Genomic DNA, 21,246 nt, shown 5'->3' with positions numbered 1-21,246 from the left:
ACGCCCAAAAGGCGCGGCAATACGCTGGATAAATGTCCGATCCGTTGGGAAGCCTTGCTCCCGGACCTCTCCTGATTCGTCCGGCCGTTCTATGCGGCTCGTTACATTCGAGGATGATAATATTGAGGAACCCTACGATCCAAGTGGATTCTTTAGGAAATTCGCATGAAAATGGATGGGGAGGAAAAATTCCAATGATTCCAGCCTGTTTTCGCCTCGACGATGCCGAGTCCTATGCCCGCTGGCGGGACGGGAAACTGGCCGGGGCGCCGGCTGCGACCTGCGATCTGGTGGTGGAGGTGGGCGACATCGCCGCGCTCTCCCCTGGTGAAAGGCAGGCGCTGCACCAGCGGCTGGGGCGGGCCAACATGGCGGTCTATGCCGAGGGGCCGAAGCCCGGCCGCGACCACAAGACGGCGCTGAAGGCTCTGGCCGCCCAGCTGGGCCTCGTCTCGCTGGATGCCAACGCCCTGGCCGACGGCGACGGCATCACGCCGCTTCGCGTTCACCGCGATGGCACGCGGTCGCGCTACATTCCCTATACCGAGCGGCCCATCACCTGGCACACCGACGGCTATTACAATCCGCCGGACAGGACGGTGCGCGCCCTGCTGCTCCATTGCGCAGGAAAGGCGGCCGAGGGCGGGGCCAACCGGCTGATGGACCACGAGATGGCCTATATCCTGCTCAGGGACGAGGACCCCGAGCTGATCCGGGCGCTGATGCGGCCCGACGCCCTGACCATTCCCGGCAACGAGGAGGAGGGGATGACGCGGCCCGAGACGGTGGGGCCGGTATTCTCGTTCAATGCCGACGGCACGCTGCACATGCGCTACACGGCGCGGACCCGCAACGCCATCTGGTCGGAGCAAGCCGCCCCGGCCGCCGCCGCCATCCGGCGCCTGCTGGACGGGCCGTCGCCCCATATCTTCGAACATGTGCTGGAGGAGGGCCAGGGACTGGTCTCCAACAACCCGCTGCACACCCGCGAACCGTTCCGGGACGATCCCCGCTCGCCCCGCCTGCTCTACCGGGCGCGCTATCACGAGAGGATTTCATGACCACCGACGATCCCCAATTCGCCAAGGAAGAGGTCTCGCCCCTGGCCACCCTGGCCGCGCCCTGGAGCCGCGAGATCAGCTTTTCCGCCGTGGACCACGAAAGCGGCATGCGGATCTTAAGGATGCGCATCAAGGAAGGCCGCGCCCGCTTCACCATCGTCGATCTGGACGAGAAGACGGTGGGCGAGATGATGAGGGTGATGGGGGCATGGGCGGGAAAGTGATATCCCAGGGCGCTGCCCTGCACCCGCCAGGGACGCAGTCCCTGGACCCCATTCCTTAAAATCCAAGGGGATCAAAGGGCCTTGGGCCCTTTGCGGGTGTGGGCGGCGCCCACAAGGCCGCTACGAGATCGTCCCCCTGACCAGATCGAGGATGATCTCTTCCAATTCCGGCTCGGCGCCCAGGCCGGTGGCGAGCGCCACCCGGCGGCCATGGCTGTCCACCGGGCCGGTCTGGCCCTGGGTCAGGCCGAACAGCGGCGGGATGTCCTGGCCGGCGTGCAGCCCTTGCGCCACCAGCAGGGGCAGCGCCACCACGGTGTCTCCCCTGATCCTCTCCGGCCAGGTCCGGGCCAGGGGCTCCTGTTCCAGGAAGACCAGTTCCACCTCGGCGAAGTGGTTCATGGCCGCCAGGGCCGCGGCGATGGCCCGTGGAGTCTCGCCCGCGCCGCCCGGCCGGGCCGAGCCGTGGGCGATGAGCAGCAGGCTGGTGTGCGTCGGCTCCCAGCCGCAGGTCCGCGCCACGCCGTCGGCGCGGCAGGCCAGCAGGCCGGGCAGGCGGGGATGGGTGCCCGCCGGCTCGGTGTAGATCACCCGGCGGCCATCCCGCTCCGTTACCTGACCGGTCAGTCCAATTTCACGCGGGATCAGGGTGCCGGTGTAGAAGCCGCGCCCGGCGAAGACCGGAACCACGTAGACAATGGGGGCGCTGACCAGGGACAGGGCCGCCGACAGCGGCGGGTCCTGCTTCATGAACACCGCCGTTACCTCGGCGAAAAGCTTGCGGCGCCGGATGGAGTCCGCCAGGGCCAGGATCGGCCTGGCGGCGTCGGGATATCGTCCCGAGCCGTGACCGACCAGCACCAGGGCGGAGTTCTCAGCCATGCTTGCCGAACCAGTCCAACTCGTCGGCCAGCCCGACCACGCGGCCGATGATCAGCAGGGTGGGGGCCTGCAGCCCGGCGTCCCGGGTCAGCTCCAGCAAGGTGGCCAGCGTGCCCACCACCCGGCGCTGGCGCGGCGTGGTGCCGCTTTCGATGGCGGCGGCGGGGGTGTCGGGCGAGAGGCCGGCGGCCATCAGGCGGACGGAAATCTCGGGCAGGGCCTGCAGCCCCATATAGACCGCCAGGGTGATGTCGGGATCGGCCAGTCTGGTCCAGTCCAGATCCAGCGAGCGGTCACCCTGCAGGTGGCCGGTGACGAAGCGTACGCCGGTGGCCAGCCCGCGATGGGTCAGCGGAATGCCGGCATAGGTGGAACAGCCGGCGGCGGCGCTGATGCCGGGCACCACCTCGAAGGTGATGCCGTGGGCGGCGAGATACAGGGCCTCCTCGCTGCCGCGTCCGAAGACGAAGGGATCGCCGCCCTTCAACCGCACCACGTCGCGGCCCGAGCGGGCGAGGCGCAGCAGCAGATCGTTGATCTCGTCCTGGACCAGATGATGGTTGCCCAGCGCCTTGCCGGCATAGACCTTCTCGGCGGCGGCGGGGATCAGGTCCATGATTTCCTGACTGACCAGTCGGTCATACACCACCAGGGCGGCGCCCTGAATCAGGCGCAACGCCTTGACCGTCAACAGGTCCGGATCGCCCGGTCCCGCCCCGATCAGAAACACCCGCCCCGCCTTGGTATTCGACCCGGCCGCGCTCATGGCCTCTCCCGCTCCTGTATATTAAAACACACTAAAGTACATGGCGTGCTCCGCGCCATGAATTTCCGTCACCGTCCGCCCCTTCCCCTCACCGGGGGCGGTCGGATATGGTGGCGCAAATAAGCGTCTTTGACATCGGCCGTTTTGTGACCAATAGCCATTCCGCCCATCCGCATCCGACCACGGCGCATCCGGGACATCCGCATCCGGGGCAGCGGCACGTCCGCCGCCGGCGCACGCTGCGGCGCACGGTCTACCACATGCTGGGCGGCGAAGGCCATTCCGACCTGCTGGTCAAGGTGGTCGACGCCTTCCTGATCGCGCTGATCGTGCTGAACGTGGTGGCGGTGGTGCTGGAATCCATCGAGCATCTGTCCATCGCCCACGGCCCGGCCTTCCACGCCTTCGACCTGGCCTCGGTGGCGATCTTCAGCCTGGAATACCTGCTGCGGCTGTGGACGGCGGTGGAGATCGACGATCCCAAGTTCCGCCATCCGCTCTGGGGGCGGCTGCGCTGGGCGGTGTCGCCCATGGCCATCGTCGATCTGCTGGCGGTCCTGCCGTTCTACCTGGGCATGTTCGTCGAGATGGACCTGCGGGCCATCCGTGTGCTGCGCGTGCTGCGCGTCTTCAAGCTGGGCCGCTATTCCATGGCCATGACGGTGATGGCGGCGGTGGCCCGCCAGGAGGCGCGCTCCATCTCGGCGGTGCTGTTCGTCATGATGGTGATCCTGGTGCTGACGTCCAGCCTGATCTATCTGTTCGAGCACCGCGCCCAGCCGCATGTGTTCAGCGACATCCCCACCTCCATGTGGTGGGCGGTGGTGACGCTGACCACGCTGGGCTATGGCGATATGGTGCCCATCACCCCCATGGGCCGATTATTGGGGGCGCTGACCGCCATCCTGGGCGTGGGCATGATCGCGCTGCCCGCCGGTGTGCTGGCGTCCGGCTTTTCCGAGCAGATGCGCATCCGCCGCGAGGAATACCGCGAAGCGGTGGAAAAGGCGCTGGAGGACGGCTCCATCAACCGCTCGGAGCGCCGGTTGCTGGAGCGCACGCGCCGCACCCTGCAGCTCTCCGAGGAGGAGGCGTCGCTGATTCTGCGCCAGTCGGTGGAGACGGGGCACCTGTGCCCCCACTGCGCCAAGCCGCTGCGGGGCGCCCATGCCCATCCCGAGGAGGACTGAGGGCCGAGGAGGACTGGGGGCGGGGCCTTCAGCCGAACCCTGCCTTGACCAGCAGGATGTGGAAGTCGCGCAGCGCCTTCTGGGCCCGCACCGGGTCGGTGAAACCGTCGATGAAATGGGCGTCGAAATTGGGCTGGCGCAGCAGGGCCAGGATGCGCTGGCGCGCCCTTGTCATGGCCTTGCCCTCGGGCAGCACGCCGGCGGCGCAGAACTGCACCAGCCGTACGGCGCGGTCGCGCAGCGGCGAATCCTGGTGGTCCAGCTTCTCGACGATCTGCTCGGTGACCAGATAGGCTTCCAGCATGGTGTCGATGAAACCGCAGATCTTGTCGCGCACCACCTGCGGCAGGGCGGTATTGGCCGCCGCCGTCCTGTGGGCCAGGGTGGCGCGCAGCATCTTTTCCTTCGGCGGTAGCGAGCGCAGGCAGAAATCGCCCAGGTGGCGGGCCGACAGGCAGTAATCCACCAGTTCGGCGATGTCGGGGGTGGCGGTGGCGCCCCAGGGGGTGCCCGCCAAGTCCAGGATGTAGATCAGGCCTAAGGCGCGGTCGGGCAGCATGCGGAACAGGCCGTTGACGGTGGCCTTGCGGCCCGGCGCGCCGCCCTGCTCGATCTGGCGGGAATAGCGGATGGTCAGCGCCTCGGCCGTTTCGGGCCCCGAGACGAATCCGGTGGGCGTCATGGTGCGCTCCACCAGCTTCTTCAGCTCCTCCAGCTCCTTGCCGCCTTCGCTGCGGTAAAGCGGGTTGGGGGACTTGATCTGGCGGTGCGCCCGGTCGAGCAGGCAGGCGCGGCTGATGGGCAGCTTCTTCTCGGCGAACAGGCGGTTGAGGATTTCGGCGGATTCGCCGGCCTCGCTCTTCTCGGTGGGGAACTTGCCATCGGCCAGGTCGAACATGCGGCAGATGGCGGCGCCCAGCCCCGGCTGCCAGCCCAGGATTTCCTGCACCACGGATGAACCCAGCACGTCGGCGATGACGCCGTCCAGCATCTCGACCGCGTGGGGGTCGGTGTCTTCGACCGCCAGCTTGCACAGGAATTCCAGCTTGCCCACCCAGGAGCGCGCGTTGATCAGATCGCGCGACAGCAGCACCATGGCTAGGTAGTCGACGTCCTCGGCCCCCGCCTGGGCGCGGATCGCCCGGATGGCGTCGGAGAAGCGGCCGTCCAGCTTGGGCAGCTTGACGTTCTCCACCCGTTTGGCACGCGCCGACATGTCGTCGATGGTCTTGAACAGCTCGGCGCTGCGCGACTTGGAATCCTGGTCGGTATCCTTGGTCTGAAGCTGGGCCACCCGGTCGACGGCGTTGGGGACCAGGGTATCCTTTTCCTGAAGCCGCTTCAGTTCCTTGTAATTGTGCATCAGCTCGGTGGGCGTCAGGATCGCCTTGTCGAGATAGGAGCGGAAGACGCGGTTGACCACGTTGCGCCCCGACGGAGCCATCAGCTCGTCCGGGGTCTCGCATTTCTCGGGGGGCACGTCCTCGATGGGCGAGATGCGGACCGGGCCGTCATCGACGCCCGAGCGGGTCTGCGAGAAAATCTCGCTCTCGTCCATGGTGCCGTCGGACCGCATCCAGTTGCGGACGATGCGCGCACCCTCGCATTTCTTGTCGGCCAGGAATTTCTTGGCGAGCGCCCGCGCCTCGTCTTCCTTGGCGACCACCGTCTCGGTCGCCCAGCGGCCGCCCTTGTTGACCTGGACTTCAAAGTTTTCCCGACTGGAGACCATTCTGGTCCTCGCCCGCCACAACCTGGTTGCCCGCCCTGACCCCCCAGTCTTGGACGATCCAAGAAAAATAACCATTGGCGACACATCGTGTCACGGAATTATTCGGAAAGCCCTTCTCTTTGCCACGCCCATAAGACGGGTTGCGGTCCGTTCGGTAAACGTCCAGAATCCGAGGCGGATCCAGGGGGAATGGGCCGGGGGAGGACATAAGGCGATGTCGACCTACAGGATATCTTACATTCGTTCGACAGGGTGGACCCGGCTGGGATTGGCCGGGGCCGTGGCGGTGTTGTTCGGCGGGCCCATGCTGTGGGCGCTGGGCGTGTTCGGCAGCGGCGACGACGCCTTGCACCGCACGGTGATCTTCACCCTGGCGGGCCTGTGGTTCTTTGTCGGGACCTTCTATGTGATCGGCTGGGCCCTTCAGGGCTTCGTGGTCCGCCAGAAGGCGGCGGAGGAGGATTCCGACGACATGCCCGCCCGCCGCCCGCCGCCCAGCGCGCCGCCGCCGCCTGCAGCCCGCCCACCCGCCCGTTCCGGCGGGCACTGACGCTCTTCCCTCCGCTCGGGCCTTGAAATCCGCCGCGGCCCTTATATATTAGCGCAATCTAACATATTGTGCTGTTTCTAAGGACGAGGTGCGTGATGCTCAAGGATTGGAACGAACTGGCCAACGGTCTGTCGAAGATGGTCGGTCAGGTGCGCGGCGGCGTGCCCGAGGTGATGAAGGGCTTTTCCGCCATGGCCAAGGCGGCCACCGCCGATGGCGCGCTGGACGGCAAGACCAAGGAGCTGATCGCCCTGGCTCTGGGCATCGCGGCGCGCTGCGACGGCTGTCTGGCTTTTCATGCCAAGGCGGTGGTGGAATTGGGCGGCTCGCGCGACGAGGTGATGGAGACCATCGCCATGTCGGTCTACATGGGCGGCGGCCCGTCCCTGATGTACGGCGCCCTGGCGCTGGAAGCCTACGACCAGTTCGCCGCCAAGAAGCAGGCCGCCGAATGATGGTGCCGCTTTCCGCCGCCGATTGGAGCCTCGCCCTGGCGGGCGGGGCGCTGATCGGGCTGGCGGCGGCGGGGCTGATGCTGGCCTTCGGCCGGGTGGCCGGCGTCAGCGGGCTGGTCCGCAATGCCCTGGCCGGACGGCTCGAGGCCATCGCCTTCATCCTGGGGCTGCCGCTCGGCGCCCTTTTGGTCCAGGGCCTGACCGGCGGCGGCGGGGCGGTCTTCCTGGCCTCGCCCGGGCGGCTGATGCTGGCCGGGCTGCTGGTGGGGATCGGGGCCGGGCTGGCCAACGGCTGCACCAGCGGCCATTCGGTGTGCGGCATCGCCCGGCTGTCGCCGCGCTCGCTGGTCGCCACCTTGCTGTTCATCGCGGTCGGCGCCGGAATGGTCGCCCTGGTGGGAGTGCCGGGATCATGAGCCGGGCGCTGGTCTTCCTGCTGTGCGGTGTGGTGTTCGGGGCCGGGCTGGCCCTGTCGGGCATGACCGACCCCGCCAAGGTGGTCGGCTTCCTGGATTTCTTCGGGCATTGGGACCCCCGGCTGACCGCCACCATGGGCGGCGCGGTGGCCGTCGCCGCCCTGGGGCATTGGCTGGTCCGCCGCCGGGGCCGCGCTCTGCTGAGCCCCGACTGCCCGCCATCGCCGCCCACGCGCATCGATGTCCGGCTGGTGGCCGGGTCGGCCATTTTCGGAGCCGGCTGGGGGCTGGCGGGGCTGTGCCCGGCGCCGGCCCTGGCGGTGTCGGCGCAAAATCCCGCCGCGCTGGTGTTCGTGGCGGGCTTCGTCGCCGGTTTGCTGGGAATCTCCCGTCTGGGCGGCAAAGGATAAACTGTTTCCGCCCAGTGGGCTTGCCGGGCTATCCTGTCCGCCCAACAGGGATTGCCTTCATGCGTGACCACGAGATCGAGGCGGCCTGGCGCGGGCTGGCCTCGTGCGAGCAATGCTCCATCCGCGACCTGGTGCTGTTCGCCGACCTCAAGGGCGAGGATTTCGGCATCATCCACCTGCCTATCGAGGATATCCGCCTCGCCGCCGGGGGCGCGCTCTATCAGGCGGGTCAGGCGGCCGGGCACGTCTTCACCGTGCGCGAGGGCCTGTTCAAGCTGGAACAGTACCTGCCCGACGGCAGCCACCGCATCGTCAGTCTGCTGGGCCAGGGCGATGTGGCCGGGCTGGAGGCCACGGTGGCCGAATCTTACGAGCACACGGCGGTGGCGCTGTCGCCGGCCAAGGTCTGCCGCATTCCCCGCGACGTGGTCAGCCGCCTGACGCCGAAGCTGCACCGCCAGCTCATGAAGAAGTGGCACGACGCGGTGCAGCGCTCGCATGAATGCACCCGCGAATTGTCCACCGGCAGCGCCCGGCAGCGCATCGCCCGGCTGTTCCGCCTGCTGGCCCCGGAAACCATGCCCGAGTGCCGGCTGTTCGGGCGCGAGGATTTGGGAGCCCTGCTGGGCATCACGCCCGAGACCGCCAGCCGGGTGGTGGCGGAGTTCAAGCGCTCCGGCGTGGTGACCGAGACCGCGCCGAACGTCTTTCGGCGCGATCTCGGCCAGTTGGACGCCATCGCCGGCGAGGGCTAGGCCTTCTACCTCTCCGGCCCGGCGAACAGGGTCTCGGTCCTGACTTCGCGGCCCGGGCCCGACAGCACGAAGGTGAGCGGCATCTTGCGCGACGCCACCTTGTCGGCGGGCAGGGTGACGTAGAGGCGGAAGTCGCCCACCGAATCGCGGGGCACCCGCAATTCGACCGCCTTGGCGTCGCTCTCGCCGCCCACCACCGAGATGGTGCCGCCCGCGTCGCCGTCCAGCCGCAGGGTGAAGCCGCGCTCCTCGCCCTTCATGTTCAGCACCTTGTAGGCGTAGCCGTTGCGGATGCTGCCGTCCGACATCTGCACGAACAGCGGCGAGCGCTCGTGCAGCACGTTGACGTCCACGTCGGGGCGCGACACCAGCCGGCCCAGCATCACCGCGGCGACCAGCGCCAGGATGCCGCCATAGGCCAGCGTGCGCGGGCGCAACAGGCGCAGCCCACCCTGGCGGTTCTCGCCCCTGGCCGCCAGATTGGCCGAGGAATCGTAGGACACCAGCCCGCGCGGCAGCTTGAAGCGGTCCATCACCTGGTTGCAGGCGTCGATGCACAGCCCGCAGCCGATGCAGGCCAACTGGTTGCCGTTGCGGATGTCGATGCCGGTGGGGCAGGCCTGGACGCAGGCCAGGCAATCGACGCAATGGCCGCGTCCGCTGAAGTCGCGGTCGGCGGGGGCCGGGCCGCGCGCCTCGCCCCGCCACGCCTCGTAGGAGATGATCAGCGAATGCTCGTCGAACATGGCCGACTGGAAGCGGGCATAGGGGCACATATAGATGCACACCTGCTCGCGGGCATAGCCGGCCAGCAGGAAGCAAAGGCCCCCCACCACGGCGATGGCGCCATAGGTGGCGGTGCTGGCCTCGCCGGTGAAGATGTCGCGCAGTTGCTCGAAGGCGTCGCCGAAATACAGCGTGAAGCCGATGCCGCAGGCGCCCGCGATGGCCAGCCACAAGGCGTTGACCACCGCCTTCCTGGCCAGCTTGCCCGCCGTCAGGGGCGCGCGCTCGAAGGCAATGCGCTGGTTGCGCTCGCCGATCACCAGACGCTCCACCGCCACGAACAGATCAGTATAGACCGTCTGCCAGCACAGAAAGCCGCACCAGACGCGCCCCACCAGCGAGGTCATCAGGAACAGGGCGATGGCCGCCATGAACAGCAGGCCGGTCAGGAAATAGACCTCCTGCGGCCAGATCTCGATGAAGAAGAAATAGCCCCGCCGTCCGGCCATGTCGGCCAGGATGGCTTGGGATGGCGCGCCGGGGCCGCGATCCCAGCGGATGAAGGGCGCCAGATGCCAATAGGCCAGCAGCAGGGCGCTGGCCCACCATTTCAGGCTGCGGAACCGCCCCTTCACCCCGCGCGGCTGGACCTTGGCCGAGGCGGCATAGGCCGGAGTCGAGGGGCAGGCCGGGGACGGCTCGGGCGTCTTGCCGATCATCGACATGGGGGAGGCTCTCCTCTTGGATTGGGCCGGCCAAACCTAGGAGGAGCACTGGTCCGCCCGCATTGACAATTCGCAGAGCCGGTCTGGAATTTTTATAGAAAAAAGAACAAGGCCGCCGACGGGGAGCGTTCAGCGGCCTTGTCATAATGACGCCAAGGGAGGGCGAGGCGTCAGCCGGTCATCCGGGATGGAAGCGGCGGAAAGGGTGGATGGGGGCTTAAGCCTTCCGCCGTTCGCCGTCCGGGAGGTTCTCTCAGGCTAGGCAAGCCTGGGCTCGGCCGCATTGACAATTCGCAGCCCCGAAGAAATTTTGTTCGAACAGCCGCACGCCTGACCCTCGCGTAAATTCACATATCCTAAAGTTGATATGGATACGCCTTAGGGATATAGTGGAAAACACCTACGATGTGGGCCGGTAAGCCGGCAGGAGAGGCATGATGGAACGCCTTCTCTCCCGATTGGCGCTGCGGCGTCAGGTTGCATCCCTGGTGGTCATGGCGGGTCTGGTGTTTCTGGCGGCGGCACTGCTGCTGTGGAACAGCCGCCAGCGCGAAGACGCCGCCCGCCGCGAAGCCGATTCCTTCCGGACGGTGATGACGCTCACGGATCAGGTGGACATCGCCCTGCTGCAGGCGCGGCGCCAGGAAAAGAACTTCCTGCTGCGCCATGACGAGGATTCCGCCGCCAAGCAACCCCGCCACGTGGGCGAGGCCCTTGCGGCCCTCGACCGCATGGCCGCCGTGCTGCCCGGCGACGGGCCGCCCCGGCCCGAGCTGATCGCCAAGGTCAAGGACGGCGCCGAGCGTTACGGCCGCGCCTTCGCCGCCATGGTCGAGACCCAGCGCAAGGTGGGCTTCTCCGACCAGCTCGGGCTGCTGGGCGCGCTCAGGGGCTCGGCGCTGGACATGGAAAAGGTGCTGAAGGCCCGCGATCTGCCGGACCTGACCATTCTGGTGCTGCAGATGCGCCGGGCCGAGAAGAATTTCCTTCTACGCCGCCAGCCGGCGGACCGGGCCGAGCTGGACGGTCTGGTGGCCGCCTTCGCCAAGGCCTTGCCGGCCAGCGGCCTCGGGCCGGCCGAGCGGGCGCAGCTGGGGGAAGGCCTGGACCGCTATCACCGCGATTTCAGCGCCGCCGCCGCCGGTATCGACGCCGTCGCCGGACTGGAGCGCGAGATGATCGCCGTCCACAAGGACTGGCTTGAAGGTGTGCTGGCCTCCATGGTGGCCGATTCCCGGAACGCGGCCCTCGCCGCCGAAGCCAAGGCCGCCGAGGTCGGGCACGCCGCCGTCTGGACCCTGGATATCGTGATGGTGGGCGGTTTCGTCCTGATCCTGACCCTGGGGCTGTGGCTGGGGGCTTCCATCGAGCGGCCCGTCAAGCGCATGGCCGAGGTGATGAAGGCCCTGGCCGCCGGCGACAAGGACGCCGCCATTCCCGCCCAGGACCGCCACGACGAGGTGGGCGAGATGGCCCGCGCCGTCCAGGTCTTCCACGACGTCATGGTCGAGGCCGACCGGATGCGCGAGGCGCGCGAGGCCGAACGCATCCGTTCCGAGGAGGAGAAGGCCGCCGCCCTGATGGCCTTGGCCGACGATTTCGAGGCCAGCGTCAAAAGCAAGGTGGCCGAGGTCGAGCGCGCCACCGGCGGCATCCGCCAGACCGCCCAGGTCATGGCCGGGCGCTCGGAACGCAGCGGTTCGCGGTCGCTGGACGTGGGCGACGCGGTGCGCATCACCACCGAACGGGCCACCGGCGCCGCCGAGGCCACCCGCCAGTTGGCCCTGGCCATCAACGAGATCGCCCGGCAGGTGGCCAATTCCACCGACATCGCCCGGCGCACGGTGGAAGACGTCAACGCCACCGCCCGGCAGATGGGCGGGCTGGCCAATTCGGTGCAGTCCATCGGCGAGGTGGTCAAGCTGATCAACGACATCGCGTCGCAGACCAACCTGCTGGCGCTCAACGCCACCATCGAGGCGGCCAGGGCGGGCGAGGCGGGCAAGGGCTTCGCCGTGGTGGCGGGCGAGGTGAAGACCCTGGCCAACCAGACCGCCAGGGCCACCGAGGAGATCGCCCGCCAGGTGGGCGAGGTCCAGGCCTCGTCCCACAGCATGGCCGACGCCATCACCGCCGTGGTCGATATCATCAAGTCCCTGGACGAGGTCTCGGCGGCCATCGCCGGGGCGGTGCAGGAGCAGGAGGCCGCCACCCGCGAAATCGCCGACGACATCGACGAAGTGGCCCGTCAGGCGAAGTCCGTCTCGGCCAATGTGGGTGACCTGTCGCGCTCGTCCGCCCAGACCTGCGCCGGCACGGTCCGCGTGATCTGGAGCGCCAAGAGTCTGACCCAGGTGGTGGAGACCCTGACCGCCGAGACCGACCGCTTCCTGGTCCGGGTCCGGCAGTAACCGACGACTTTCCATTGGGGAGGAAAATCATGCAGTACAACGTCGCCAAAAACGGCCAGGCCGTCACCGTCGCCCTTCAGGGACAGCTGAATTTCGCCGCCAACGATACCTTCGCGGTCCTGCTGCGCGATCTGGACGGGGTCGGCAAGGCCAAGGTGGTGTTCGACCTGTCGGCCTTGAGCCACATCGATTCGGTGGGATTGGGGCTGCTTTACATCGCCCAGGAGGAACTGGACCGTGCCGGAGCCTCCATGAGCCTGGCCCGGCCGCAAAGCGGGGTGAAGCGCCTGCTGGAACTCACCGAGGCCGGCGACACCTTCGAGATCACGGTATGACGGGCGAGATCACGGTATGACCGGCGAGATCACGGCGTGACGGGTGGGACCGGCCGGCGGTGGAAGCCGCCGGCCGCCCGACCGGAAGAAATCAGCCGGTCTTGCAGGTCTTGATGCCGAAGGGCAGGTAGGCCGGGCACCAGCCGATGGCGGCGGTGGCCAGCGGCACCACGCCGATCCAGCCCCACAGGCCGATGATACCGGCCAGGGTCAGGCCGATCAGGACCAGACCCGCCACGATGCGCAGGATGCGGTCGATGCCGCCGACGTTCTTGTTCATGTCATCCACTCCTCGAAAGGTTCTGCCAAGGGAACTGGACGGCAGAATAGGAAGGAGGGACCGGCGTGTCGGTGACCTAGTCACACACTTTGCTAATTTTCGCCCAAGGCGGCGGCATCGAGCAGCGTCACGCTGCCCCGCGCCAGGGCGACCCAGCCCCGGCGCTCGAAATCCTTGAGCAGGCGGCTCACCACTTCTCGGGCGCTGCCCAGTTCCACCGCCAGATCCTGATGGGTGGCGGTCACCGTGCCGGTTCCCTTGGCCCGCGCCAGCAGGCAGGCGGCGAGGCGGCGGTCCATGCGTCCGAACGCCACCTCGTCGATCAGCATCAAGAGGCTGGAAATACGCGTGCCGTAGGCGCGGAACACGAAGTCGCGGAAGCTTTCCGAGCGGCCCAGCAGCTCGCGGAAAGCCGGGGCGGGCAGGACCTGGGCGGTGACGTCGCTCTCGGCCACGCCCTCGGCGTCGTAATCCACCCCGCTCATCAGGCAGGCGGTGGTGACGATGCAGGTCTCGCCCGCGCCGACGCGGTAAAGGACGATCTCGCGGCCCGATTCCGCCACCTTCTGCACCCGCACCTCGCCCGCCAGCAGGATCAGATAGGCCTGGCAGGGGCTGCCCTCGCCGAACACCTTGGTACCGGCGGGCAGGGCGGCGCGGCGGCTGATGGCCCGCAGCCGCTCGCGGGTGGCATCGTCCAACTGGCCAAGGGCGGGAACCGAGCGGGTCCAGTCCTCGGGACCGGGCGCGGCCATGGCCCCTTAAGCCCCGACCGCCGCCTTGATCCTGGCCACCTGGTCGGGGGCGTAGAAGCTGCACACGCCGCGCTTGGCGGCGGGTTCCAGGCCCAGGTCCTTGATGGCCTTCTTCACCTTGCCGTCGGACACGCCCAGCGCCTTGGCGATGTTGCCGGGGCTCAAGTTCTCGTCGGCCATGGTGACTTACTCCAATGTGAATGTGGTGGCGCGATGATGCGAGAAACCAAGTCCTAAGTCGAGTGGGGTTACTCCTTGGCCACGTAGGTGTAGAAGCGGATCGACCCGTCGGCCTCGATCTCGCGGTAGAGCCCCTGGATTTCGGCTTCGAAGCCGGGGAACAGATTGGCGCTCCGCTCGAACATCTTGAGGTAGTCCAGCATGGGTCTGGCCCGTTCGCACAGGCGCTCGCCGGGAATGATGGTGGCGATGCCGGGGGGATAGACCACCCACAGCGTGGTGGCGATACGGCCCTCGATCTGGTCGATGGGCAGGTAGTCCACCTGGTTGCGGGTCAGCATGCGCACCGCGTCGTTGGGGCGCATCACCATGTTGGGGCGATGTTCGGGCGCGAACTGGGCGCGCTGCAGCGCGCTGACGTTGCGCTCGCGGAAGAAGGCGTGCATCTCGGCGCACAGGTCCTGGATGCGCAAGCCGCGATAGCGCTGCGGCCGCTTGTGCACGAATTCGGGCACGGCGTCGTCCAGCAGGGCGTTGTCGTCGTGACGGCGCTTGAAGGCCACCAGGGCGCTGAGCAGGGTACCGGCCTTGCTGGATTCCACGCCCGGGGTCAGCAGGAACAGCATGGAATTGAGGTCGTTCTTTTCCGGCACCACCCGGTTTTCGCGCAGGTACTGGGCGACCACGGGGGCGGGAATGCCGTAATCGGCATAGGCCCCGGTCTTGCGGTCGAAGCCGGGCGTGATCAGGGTCAGCTTGTTGGGGTCGGTCATGGCGTAGCCCGGCCGGGTCACGTGCCGGAAGCCGTGCCACTGGGCGCCGGGGGTGAATTCCCAGAAACGGGCGTCGGACGCGATGGTCTCGGTGGGCAGGTCCTCCCAGGCCACCAGGGTCTTGCCGCCGCCGGGTTCGGGCACCACGTCGGGGACGAAGGGCTCGAAGAACCAGTGGCGGGCCGGGTCCTTTTCCTTCTCGCCGAATTCCCGCTTGATGGCGCGGACCTTCTTTCTGAGCTCGATGCCCAGATCGATGGTGTCGTCCCACAGCACCTCGCCCGAGCGGCCGCGCATCATCTGGGCGCCCACGTCCAGCGAGGCGAACAGCGGATAGAACGGCGAGGTCGAGGCGTGCAGCATGAACGTCTCGTTGAAGCGGCGATGCTCGATGCGGCGGCTCTGGCCCTTGATGTGGCGGTCGCGCACGTGGATCTGCGACGCCTGGGAGAAGCCGGCCATCTGCTTGTGGGTGGACTGGGTCGAGATGATGCCGGGCGAATTCCCGTCCAGCCGGTCCTTCAGCCCCATGCCGTAGCAGCCCTTGAACAGGGGATGGAACTTGAGGAAGCCCGCCCAGGCCTCGTCGAACAGGATGTAGTCGCACAGGTGCCCGATGCGTTCGAGGATGCGCTCGGCGTTGTAGATGGTGCCGTCATAGGTGCACTGCTCGATCACCGCCACCCGGAAGGGGCGGGGCTTGGTCCAGGCGTCCGGGTCCTTGACCAGGGGATTGGTCCTGATCTTCTCGCGGATGGCCTGCTCGTCGAAGGCATCGGTGAAGATGGGGCCGATCATGCCCATGGCGTTGCGGTCGGTTTCCAGGAAGATGGGAATGCCGCCGCCCAGCAGCAGGGCGCCGTGATGGGCCGCCTTGTGGTTGTTGCGGTCGAACAGCACCAGGTCGTCCTCGGCCACCAGGGCCGACAGCACGATCTTGTTGGAGGCCGAGGTGCCGTTCAGCACGAAATAGGTCTTTTCCGCCCCGAAGATCTTGGCGGCCTCCTTCTGGGCCTGCAGCGCCGGGCCTTCGTGGGTCAGAAGGTCGCCCAACTCGAGGACGGAATTGTCGAGATCGTCGCGGAACACCGCCTCGCCCAGATGTTCGACGAAGATCCGCCCGATGGGGCTGCGGTTGTAGAAGATGCCGCCGTTGTGGCCGGGACAGGTCCACAGCTGGTTGCCTTCCTCGGCGTAATCCACCAGGGCGCCGAAGAACGGGGTCTTCAGGGTCTCGGCGAACTGCTTTAAGCGGCTGACCAGATTCTTGGCGATGAATTCCGGCGTCTCCTCGGCCAGGAAGACGTAGCCGTCGATGTAGTCCAGCACGTCGACGGGAATGTCCTCGAAGCGCTCGCCGCGCACCAGGATGACGATGGGCATCTCCAGGCCGCGCCGGCGCATCAGGTTGATCAGCTCGGTGGCTTCCGCCCCCTTGCCGCCCTTCTCCCAGTCCACCAGCACGCAGCCGATGGCGGCGTCGGTCTGCACCGCGATCTCGGCGTCCTCGATGCGCCGGGCGCGGACCACCTCGAAGCCCAGGCGCTCCACCTCGGTAATGATCTGCTGGACCCGCACGCCTTCCAGGTCGTCGGTATCGAAAGCGGGAGCGCAGACCAGGAAGGTCAGGCGGCGAAAGAACTCCATGGGGCGCTCCAATATGGCGTGGTGGTCGGGTCGGGTAACGTGGCCGCAGCCTAATCAGGGTTGGCCGCTGCGTCCAAGATGCGATTGGGCCGACACAAAAGATTCACCGCTGACCGAGGCAGCTAGATGTAGGTTTGGGCATAAGGTGAGAACATATGGCCGTAAATTGAGAAAAAACCACAAAATCAGGGCGCAAGTTGGGAAAACTCAGGCACGCAATATGGTGCGCCGATCGTCGGAAAAACATACCACATATGGCGTCTCTGTCTAGGCTGTGGATTTTTGCTGAGTGATGCCGTCTGGCGACGTCAGTCTCAAGAAAGATGCGCCTCCCAGGTTCCTGCTTCAAAATGCCATGTAGAACAACTGCGGTCGGTCGAGCCTCTCGTCGAAGCCGTGACGGACGGTCTCTGGCCAAGGCTTGCGGAGCGCCCGTTTCCAGAGGCCGAAGTGATCCCCGTTCCGTCTGCGATCCTTGGCTGCTCAGTCATCGTGCATTGTGCCCCCTGTCGACCAGTATCTGCAGAATGAGGGGTGATAGGGTTTTCAGGGGGGGGCCGGATCTCCTCTTCTCCGCCCCTTTTTCGGGCGTGCCAGCACCGATCCTTATTGTGTCTGAGGACAATTTCCACCCGCCAGGGCTTCGAATTGATCCGCCGGCATGGGTCTGGCGAAGAGATAGCCCTGGCCGAAATCGCACCCGGCCGCCGCCAGCAGAGCATATTGCTCCTCGGTCTCGATTCCTTCCGCCACCACTTTCATGCCCAGCCGGTGGGCCATGACGATGATGGCTTCGGCGATGGCGCGATCACTGGAATCGATGGTCATGTCGCGGACGAAGGACTGGTCGATCTTGATGTAGTCGATGTCGAAGCGCTTCAGATAGGACATGGCGGAATAGCCGGTGCCGAAATCGTCGAGCGCGATCTGCATGCCGGCGGCGCGGAACTTGGCCAGGCGCTCCATCACTTCCGCGTGCTGGCCCAGCAGCAAGCCCTCGGTGACTTCGATGGAGATGCATTGGGGCGAGATGTTCAACTCGCGCAGATGCTCGGCCCATTCCAGATGGCTGAAGCCTGAGAAGAACTGGCGGGGCGACTTGTTGACGGCGATCTGGAATAGGCAAGGCGCCGCCGGTCCCGCAATTTCCTCCTTGCGGCAGATGCCTCCCTCCACATAGCGGCAGCGATCGCACAGCCGCCTAGCCGTGGCGGCCGCCTGGCGGAACACCCAATTGCCGATATCCGAGATCAGGCCGGTTTCCTCGGCGATGGGAATGAAGATTGCGGGGCTGACGAATCCGCGCTCCGGATGGCGCCAGCGCAGCAAAGCCTCGGCCTTGACGATGGTCCGCGACGGCATGTCGATGATGGGCTGGTAGTAGACCTCGAATTGCCCTTCGGACAGCGCGGCTCGGAGATCGTTGGCCAGTTGCAGTCTGGTCTGCCCGGCTTCCCGCATGGATTCGGTGAAGCAGCACGAACGGTCGCGCCCGCCATTCTTGGCTTCGCGCACCGCCTGATCGACGTTGCGCAGCAATTCCTCGATATCCCCGCCATCGGTGGGATAGGCGGTGATACCGATGCTGGCGGTCAGATGGATGGTGTCGCTTCCCGAGCGGAAGGGTTCGGCGATGACCATGCGAATCGCCGCGATGGCCGCCTCCAGACGGGCGGTGCCCAGGTCGTCGATCATGGAGATGATGAACTCGTCGGCCCCCAGATGGCCGATGACGTCCTTTTCCGACAGGCAGGACCTGATCCGGCGCGCCACCTCCAGCAGCAACTGGTCGCCGATGGCGTGTCCCAGGGTGTCGTTGACCTCCTTGAAGCGGTCGAGATCGACTAGAAGGACGCCCACCACCATGTCCGGAAGACTGTCGGCATGCGCCAGATCCTGGCGCAGCAGTTCAAGGAAGCGGCGGCGATTGGGCAGGCCGGTCAGCAGATCATGGTTGGCCTGGTGCCAGATGATCTCCTCGGCCTTTTTCTGCTCGGTGATGTCCGAGGCGATGGCGACCCGGCGCTGGACCTGGCCCTCGGCATCGTAAATGGTCGAGATGGTCAGGCGTTCGGGATAGACCTCGCCGTTCTTGCGGCGGTTCCACACCTCGCCCGACCAGTTTCCCGTGGCGGTGATCGACCGCCACATCTCGGCATAGAAGTCGGAATCGTGGCGGCCGGATTTCAAGATGTTCGGATTCCGGCCAACCAGTTCCTCCAACTCGTAGCCGGTCAGGCGGCAGAAGGGCTTGTTGACGCTGAGGATCAGGCCGTCCGCATTGGTGATGGCGATGGCCTCGCTGGTGCCGTCGAACACCGACGCCGCCAGCGCAAGCTGTTCGGCATTGTCGCGCAGAGACTGCTTCTGGGCCCTGATGCGCTCGTGGAACTTGTTGAAACTGTCCAGCACCTGGCGGATTTCCGGCCCGCCCTCGACCGGCAGGGGGCTTAAGGGGCGGTTGCCCGTGGCCATGGCGTTGAGCATTTCGGCCGCGTGTTCCAGCGGCCGCAACTGGCGCCGGACGAACAGCCACAGCAACACAGCGATGATGACCGACGCCAGCGCGGCATCCTGGTAGATCTCGAACTCCAGGCGACGGATGGGGGCAAAGGCGATGGAAGTCGGAAGGGTGGCAATGACGGCCCATCCCGTACTCTCGATCCGCCTAGAGGAACTGAGAACTTCCACACCCTCGGAATTGATGGAAATCCCCGATCCCTCATAGCCCTCCACGTAGCGATCGAGCATGCGGTTCACCCCCAAGGGCGGAAGAGGCTGGAGGATGCGGTCCTTCCGGGTAGAGGCGACGTAAAGGCGGTCACGGAGAGAAACGATATGGAATTCCCCGTCCAGGCGGCTCTGCCGGGGAATGATCTCGGTGAAGAAATCGCTGTCCGAGACGGAATTGGCCCCCACCAGGACGCCGATGGCCTCGTTGGCCGCCCCCCGGATCGGGACGGCCAGCAAAACGACCGGGCGATTGCTGAACCGCCCCAGGCGCGGGCGGCCGATGGCGACATCCTCGCCGGCCAGGATGGCCTGGAAATAGTCTTCACCGGAAAAATCAGATCCGGCCCGGCCTTTCAGGGCGGGAAAGTCGACGAAGCCGATTCCCTGGCGGGAAACCACCGACAGCCCTAGATTGAACAGGCGGCCGATATGCTTGAACTCGGCCAGCTTCGCCCCCAGGCGCTCGCGGTCTTCCATCATTTCCGGGGAGATCAGGGACGCCACATCCTTCAGCGTGTTGATGCGGAGTTTGCTTTCCTCCTCAAGGCTGTCGGTGATGTGCTCGACCAGGGCGGTCTGCTCGGCGGCGACCACGGCCTTGACGTCGTCGCGCACTTCTTCCGCCACGTCGTGGGCCAGCAGCCAGATGGCGGCGACGAACAGGCCGACGCAGGCCGCGACGATCTTGGTCTTGAGGTCGAGCTTTTGAAATACTGCCGGCATGGCGTGGATCATCTGTCGCCGTTCAACGTGGCGGTTCATTAGCATCTTTTGACAAATGTCATTAGATCAACAGAAGTATGACCAAACTCAGATAAATCCTACGCCTTTCGGAATGAGCGTCAGGTCAGGCGCTCCATTTCCCAGGCCCAGTCCTGATAATTCCGGCGATATTCGGCCCAGCCGGATTCTGTCCCGAGCCTGTGGGATGCCTCCGTCAGGGCCCCGATCTGCCGGGCGGCGATTCGGCTCCGATCCTCGTTCGGCAAATGCCGCAGGAGCGAGGCGAAACTTACGGCGACATGCCCCCCGCCCGGCTTGAGGAGGGCTTTGGCGAGGCTGCCTCCCATGGCGGGAACCGTCTCCAGGAGCCGTTGGGCATAGGACCGGATCAGGGGGGCCTGAGCCAACAGCTCTGCCCGTTCGGCATCGAAATCGGCCCGGTCGACAATGGTCTTGCCGTCATAGACGGAAGGCGCCAATGGCGAGACGTCGCAATCCCAGCCGGCGCGCGGAATCAGCAGGTCCGCCTGATGCCCCTCGTCCCGATAGGGAAAGAACGGCATGGCCTTGCACCGCAGGGGCTTGGCCCCATGGATGGCGCACAGGTTGTCGGCGGTGAGCGCCGGACAGGTCATGGTGGGGGGAATGTAGGCGGTCGGGCAGATCCTGACCGCCACAGTCTTCTTGTCGGGAGTACGGAAGGTGAAGCCCAGTCTTTCGGTGGCGGCGAAGTCCTTGGCGGCCTGGCGAACCGGCGTCCAGACCACGGCCAGGGGAAAACGGCCGGCATGGAGCAGGGCATCCGAGATGGTCAAAGGCAGCCAGCCGGCGCAACATTTCCCACAGGCCGTACAGCGGAAGTGCCGCATCCCGTCCCCCCTCTTCCAGGCTCAGGCGCCGCAACACTTCTTGAATTTCAGCCCCGAGCCGCAAGGGCACGGGTCGTTGCGTCCCACCTTGGAGACCTGACGGGGCTCTGCCTTGGGATTGACCCGGCCGTCGACGTAAAGCCAACGCCCGTCTTCGCGCCGGAAGGTCGCGATCTCGTGATGGAGCTGAACCTGATCCCGAATTTTGAACCGGGCCACGTATTCCACAGAACCGTGATCATCATCGGTTCCCCCGCCATCGACGGCCCGGACGTCAAATCCCATCCCCCTGGCGTCGCGCGCCGAAAGCTCGACCTCGCGGAGATTGAACTCGCCCCGCTTCTCGGGGGCCAGGGTCTCCAGGAGGAAGTCGCCGATCCGGCGGCCGACGAAGGCGCTGTAGCGGGCCCGCATCAGGGCTTCGGCCGTAGGCGCGGGAACGCCGTCGATAATCGGTCCGCAACAGGCGTCGAACGCCAGGCCGGAACCGCAGGGGCAGGCCGAGAATGAGTCTGCGGTCAAGGATGTCTCCGTCTGCTGGTTCATCCGGGAGCGATAGGGGTATGCCCCGCTCGGCATGGATCACGCGGATTTGCGTCGGGTCCGGGCCGGGGTGAGTGCTTCGTCCCACATTACGCCACCGAACCT

The 21,246-nt window shown here is 66.3% G+C and carries 21 protein-coding genes; 10 read left to right on the top strand and 11 right to left on the bottom strand.

Annotated elements, in window-relative coordinates; translation table 11 throughout:
* The first annotated feature begins 194 nt into the window (after positions 1 to 194).
* Both WV31_RS00290 and WV31_RS00285 read left to right on the top strand, forming a co-directional pair.
* A complete protein-coding gene (locus WV31_RS00290; protein WP_085371818.1) occupies positions 195 to 1,061 on the top strand; it encodes a TauD/TfdA family dioxygenase in 867 nt (288 codons plus the stop codon).
* Positions 1,058 to 1,285: a DUF6967 family protein gene (locus WV31_RS00285; protein ID WP_085371817.1), complete on the top strand. Its 228-nt coding sequence runs from the start codon at positions 1,058 to 1,060 to the stop codon at positions 1,283 to 1,285. The genes WV31_RS00290 and WV31_RS00285 overlap by 4 nt, the downstream gene beginning before the upstream one ends.
* A 120-nt stretch (positions 1,286 to 1,405) precedes the next feature.
* Here the strand turns inward: WV31_RS00285 and WV31_RS00280 are convergent, their stop codons facing one another.
* Both WV31_RS00280 and cobA read right to left on the bottom strand, forming a co-directional pair.
* A complete protein-coding gene (locus WV31_RS00280) occupies positions 1,406 to 2,167 on the bottom strand; it encodes a CbiX/SirB N-terminal domain-containing protein (protein ID WP_085371816.1) in 762 nt (253 codons plus the stop codon).
* A complete protein-coding gene (cobA, locus tag WV31_RS00275; RefSeq protein ID WP_085371815.1) occupies positions 2,160 to 2,933 on the bottom strand; it encodes a uroporphyrinogen-III C-methyltransferase in 774 nt (257 codons plus the stop codon). Before cobA ends, WV31_RS00280 begins: the two co-directional genes overlap by 8 nt.
* A 260-nt stretch (positions 2,934 to 3,193) precedes the next feature.
* On the opposite strand from cobA, the gene WV31_RS00270 reads away from it, so the two are divergent.
* Positions 3,194 to 4,123, top strand: coding sequence for an ion transporter (locus WV31_RS00270; protein ID WP_206072566.1), 930 nt, complete (start codon positions 3,194 to 3,196; stop codon positions 4,121 to 4,123).
* Between the two features lie 28 nt (positions 4,124 to 4,151).
* Here the strand turns inward: WV31_RS00270 and WV31_RS00265 are convergent, their stop codons facing one another.
* Complete coding sequence (locus WV31_RS00265; protein WP_085371814.1) at positions 4,152 to 5,855, bottom strand: hypothetical protein; 1,704 nt, start codon at positions 5,853 to 5,855, stop codon at positions 4,152 to 4,154.
* A 214-nt stretch (positions 5,856 to 6,069) separates the two neighbouring features.
* On the opposite strand from WV31_RS00265, the gene WV31_RS00260 reads away from it, so the two are divergent.
* The 5 genes from WV31_RS00260 to WV31_RS00240 all read left to right on the top strand — a co-directional run bounded on the left by WV31_RS00260 (position 6,070) and on the right by WV31_RS00240 (position 8,441).
* Complete coding sequence (locus WV31_RS00260; RefSeq protein WP_237051418.1) at positions 6,070 to 6,405, top strand: hypothetical protein; 336 nt, start codon at positions 6,070 to 6,072, stop codon at positions 6,403 to 6,405.
* Between the two features lie 95 nt (positions 6,406 to 6,500).
* A complete protein-coding gene (locus tag WV31_RS00255) occupies positions 6,501 to 6,860 on the top strand; it encodes a carboxymuconolactone decarboxylase family protein (protein ID WP_085371813.1) in 360 nt (119 codons plus the stop codon).
* On the top strand, positions 6,857 to 7,276 hold the full coding sequence (locus tag WV31_RS21280; RefSeq protein ID WP_335645105.1) for a YeeE/YedE family protein: 420 nt from the start codon (positions 6,857 to 6,859) through the stop codon (positions 7,274 to 7,276). The genes WV31_RS00255 and WV31_RS21280 overlap by 4 nt, the downstream gene beginning before the upstream one ends.
* Complete coding sequence (locus WV31_RS00245) at positions 7,273 to 7,686, top strand: DUF6691 family protein (protein ID WP_085371811.1); 414 nt, start codon at positions 7,273 to 7,275, stop codon at positions 7,684 to 7,686. Before WV31_RS21280 ends, WV31_RS00245 begins: the two co-directional genes overlap by 4 nt.
* A gap of 59 nt (positions 7,687 to 7,745) precedes the next feature.
* Positions 7,746 to 8,441 (top strand): Crp/Fnr family transcriptional regulator, encoded by a 696-nt coding sequence (locus WV31_RS00240; protein WP_085371810.1) that lies wholly within the window; start codon positions 7,746 to 7,748, stop codon positions 8,439 to 8,441.
* Between the two features lie 5 nt (positions 8,442 to 8,446).
* Here WV31_RS00240 and ccoG read toward each other — a convergent pair whose 3' ends face one another.
* Positions 8,447 to 9,892: a cytochrome c oxidase accessory protein CcoG gene (gene ccoG / locus WV31_RS00235; protein WP_085371809.1), complete on the bottom strand. Its 1,446-nt coding sequence runs from the start codon at positions 9,890 to 9,892 to the stop codon at positions 8,447 to 8,449.
* 437 nt (positions 9,893 to 10,329) lie between these two features.
* Between ccoG and WV31_RS00230 the strand changes: the two genes are divergently transcribed.
* The gene (locus WV31_RS00230) at positions 10,330 to 12,303 is read left to right on the top strand and encodes a methyl-accepting chemotaxis protein (RefSeq protein ID WP_145980689.1); all 1,974 of its coding nucleotides are present in this window, start codon (positions 10,330 to 10,332) and stop codon (positions 12,301 to 12,303) included.
* 29 nt (positions 12,304 to 12,332) lie between these two features.
* Positions 12,333 to 12,638 carry an STAS domain-containing protein gene (locus tag WV31_RS00225; protein WP_085371807.1) on the top strand — a complete coding sequence of 102 codons (306 nt, stop codon included), beginning with the start codon at positions 12,333 to 12,335 and terminating at the stop codon, positions 12,636 to 12,638.
* A gap of 91 nt (positions 12,639 to 12,729) precedes the next feature.
* Here the strand turns inward: WV31_RS00225 and WV31_RS00220 are convergent, their stop codons facing one another.
* From WV31_RS00220 to WV31_RS00195, 7 genes are all read right to left on the bottom strand, one after another.
* Positions 12,730 to 12,918 (bottom strand): YgaP family membrane protein, encoded by a 189-nt coding sequence (locus WV31_RS00220; RefSeq protein WP_085371806.1) that lies wholly within the window; start codon positions 12,916 to 12,918, stop codon positions 12,730 to 12,732.
* 92 nt (positions 12,919 to 13,010) lie between these two features.
* Entirely contained in the window at positions 13,011 to 13,673 is a 663-nt protein-coding gene (locus tag WV31_RS00215) for a Crp/Fnr family transcriptional regulator (protein ID WP_085371805.1), read from the bottom strand.
* A 6-nt stretch (positions 13,674 to 13,679) separates the two neighbouring features.
* Positions 13,680 to 13,853, bottom strand: a complete 174-nt coding sequence (locus tag WV31_RS21910) for a hypothetical protein (RefSeq protein ID WP_168185820.1) — start codon at positions 13,851 to 13,853, stop codon at positions 13,680 to 13,682.
* Positions 13,854 to 13,921: 68 nt separating this feature from the next.
* The gene (locus WV31_RS00210; RefSeq protein WP_085371804.1) at positions 13,922 to 16,273 is read right to left on the bottom strand and encodes an Orn/Lys/Arg decarboxylase N-terminal domain-containing protein; all 2,352 of its coding nucleotides are present in this window, start codon (positions 16,271 to 16,273) and stop codon (positions 13,922 to 13,924) included.
* A gap of 606 nt (positions 16,274 to 16,879) precedes the next feature.
* The gene (locus tag WV31_RS00205; protein WP_168185819.1) at positions 16,880 to 19,768 is read right to left on the bottom strand and encodes a bifunctional diguanylate cyclase/phosphodiesterase; all 2,889 of its coding nucleotides are present in this window, start codon (positions 19,766 to 19,768) and stop codon (positions 16,880 to 16,882) included.
* 80 nt (positions 19,769 to 19,848) lie between these two features.
* On the bottom strand, positions 19,849 to 20,598 hold the full coding sequence (locus tag WV31_RS00200; RefSeq protein ID WP_085371802.1) for a YkgJ family cysteine cluster protein: 750 nt from the start codon (positions 20,596 to 20,598) through the stop codon (positions 19,849 to 19,851).
* A 21-nt stretch (positions 20,599 to 20,619) separates the two neighbouring features.
* Positions 20,620 to 21,120, bottom strand: coding sequence for a YchJ family protein (locus tag WV31_RS00195; RefSeq protein ID WP_145980688.1), 501 nt, complete (start codon positions 21,118 to 21,120; stop codon positions 20,620 to 20,622).
* Positions 21,121 to 21,246: the final 126 nt, after the last annotated feature.

This window comes from Magnetospirillum sp. ME-1 (assembly GCF_002105535.1).
Lineage (GTDB): Bacteria > Pseudomonadota > Alphaproteobacteria > Rhodospirillales > Magnetospirillaceae > Phaeospirillum.
Note: the sequence above shows the minus strand (reverse complement) of the source record. Positions and strands in the feature narration are given on the sequence as shown.

Excerpts from the sequence above, each read along its gene's own strand:
- WV31_RS00260 (WP_237051418.1), top strand. The coding sequence starts at position 6,070 with ATGTCGACCTACAGGATATCTTACATTCGTTCGACAGGGTGGACCCGG.
- WV31_RS00245 (WP_085371811.1), top strand. The coding sequence starts at position 7,273 with ATGAGCCGGGCGCTGGTCTTCCTGCTGTGCGGTGTGGTGTTCGGGGCC.
- WV31_RS00215 (WP_085371805.1), bottom strand. The coding sequence starts at position 13,673 with ATGGCCGCGCCCGGTCCCGAGGACTGGACCCGCTCGGTTCCCGCCCTT.
- WV31_RS21910 (WP_168185820.1), bottom strand. The coding sequence starts at position 13,853 with ATGGCCGACGAGAACTTGAGCCCCGGCAACATCGCCAAGGCGCTGGGC.
- WV31_RS00270 (WP_206072566.1), top strand. The coding sequence starts at position 3,194 with ATGCTGGGCGGCGAAGGCCATTCCGACCTGCTGGTCAAGGTGGTCGAC.
- WV31_RS00255 (WP_085371813.1), top strand. The coding sequence starts at position 6,501 with ATGCTCAAGGATTGGAACGAACTGGCCAACGGTCTGTCGAAGATGGTC.
- WV31_RS00220 (WP_085371806.1), bottom strand. The coding sequence starts at position 12,918 with ATGAACAAGAACGTCGGCGGCATCGACCGCATCCTGCGCATCGTGGCG.
- WV31_RS00290 (WP_085371818.1), top strand. The coding sequence starts at position 195 with ATGATTCCAGCCTGTTTTCGCCTCGACGATGCCGAGTCCTATGCCCGC.
- WV31_RS00285 (WP_085371817.1), top strand. The coding sequence starts at position 1,058 with ATGACCACCGACGATCCCCAATTCGCCAAGGAAGAGGTCTCGCCCCTG.
- WV31_RS00240 (WP_085371810.1), top strand. The coding sequence starts at position 7,746 with ATGCGTGACCACGAGATCGAGGCGGCCTGGCGCGGGCTGGCCTCGTGC.
- cobA (WP_085371815.1), bottom strand. The coding sequence starts at position 2,933 with ATGAGCGCGGCCGGGTCGAATACCAAGGCGGGGCGGGTGTTTCTGATC.
- WV31_RS00230 (WP_145980689.1), top strand. The coding sequence starts at position 10,330 with ATGGAACGCCTTCTCTCCCGATTGGCGCTGCGGCGTCAGGTTGCATCC.
- ccoG (WP_085371809.1), bottom strand. The coding sequence starts at position 9,892 with ATGTCGATGATCGGCAAGACGCCCGAGCCGTCCCCGGCCTGCCCCTCG.
- WV31_RS00210 (WP_085371804.1), bottom strand. The coding sequence starts at position 16,273 with ATGGAGTTCTTTCGCCGCCTGACCTTCCTGGTCTGCGCTCCCGCTTTC.
- WV31_RS00200 (WP_085371802.1), bottom strand. The coding sequence starts at position 20,598 with ATGCGGCACTTCCGCTGTACGGCCTGTGGGAAATGTTGCGCCGGCTGG.
- WV31_RS00280 (WP_085371816.1), bottom strand. The coding sequence starts at position 2,167 with ATGGCTGAGAACTCCGCCCTGGTGCTGGTCGGTCACGGCTCGGGACGA.
- WV31_RS00205 (WP_168185819.1), bottom strand. The coding sequence starts at position 19,768 with ATGAACCGCCACGTTGAACGGCGACAGATGATCCACGCCATGCCGGCA.
- WV31_RS00225 (WP_085371807.1), top strand. The coding sequence starts at position 12,333 with ATGCAGTACAACGTCGCCAAAAACGGCCAGGCCGTCACCGTCGCCCTT.
- WV31_RS00265 (WP_085371814.1), bottom strand. The coding sequence starts at position 5,855 with ATGGTCTCCAGTCGGGAAAACTTTGAAGTCCAGGTCAACAAGGGCGGC.
- WV31_RS21280 (WP_335645105.1), top strand. The coding sequence starts at position 6,857 with ATGATGGTGCCGCTTTCCGCCGCCGATTGGAGCCTCGCCCTGGCGGGC.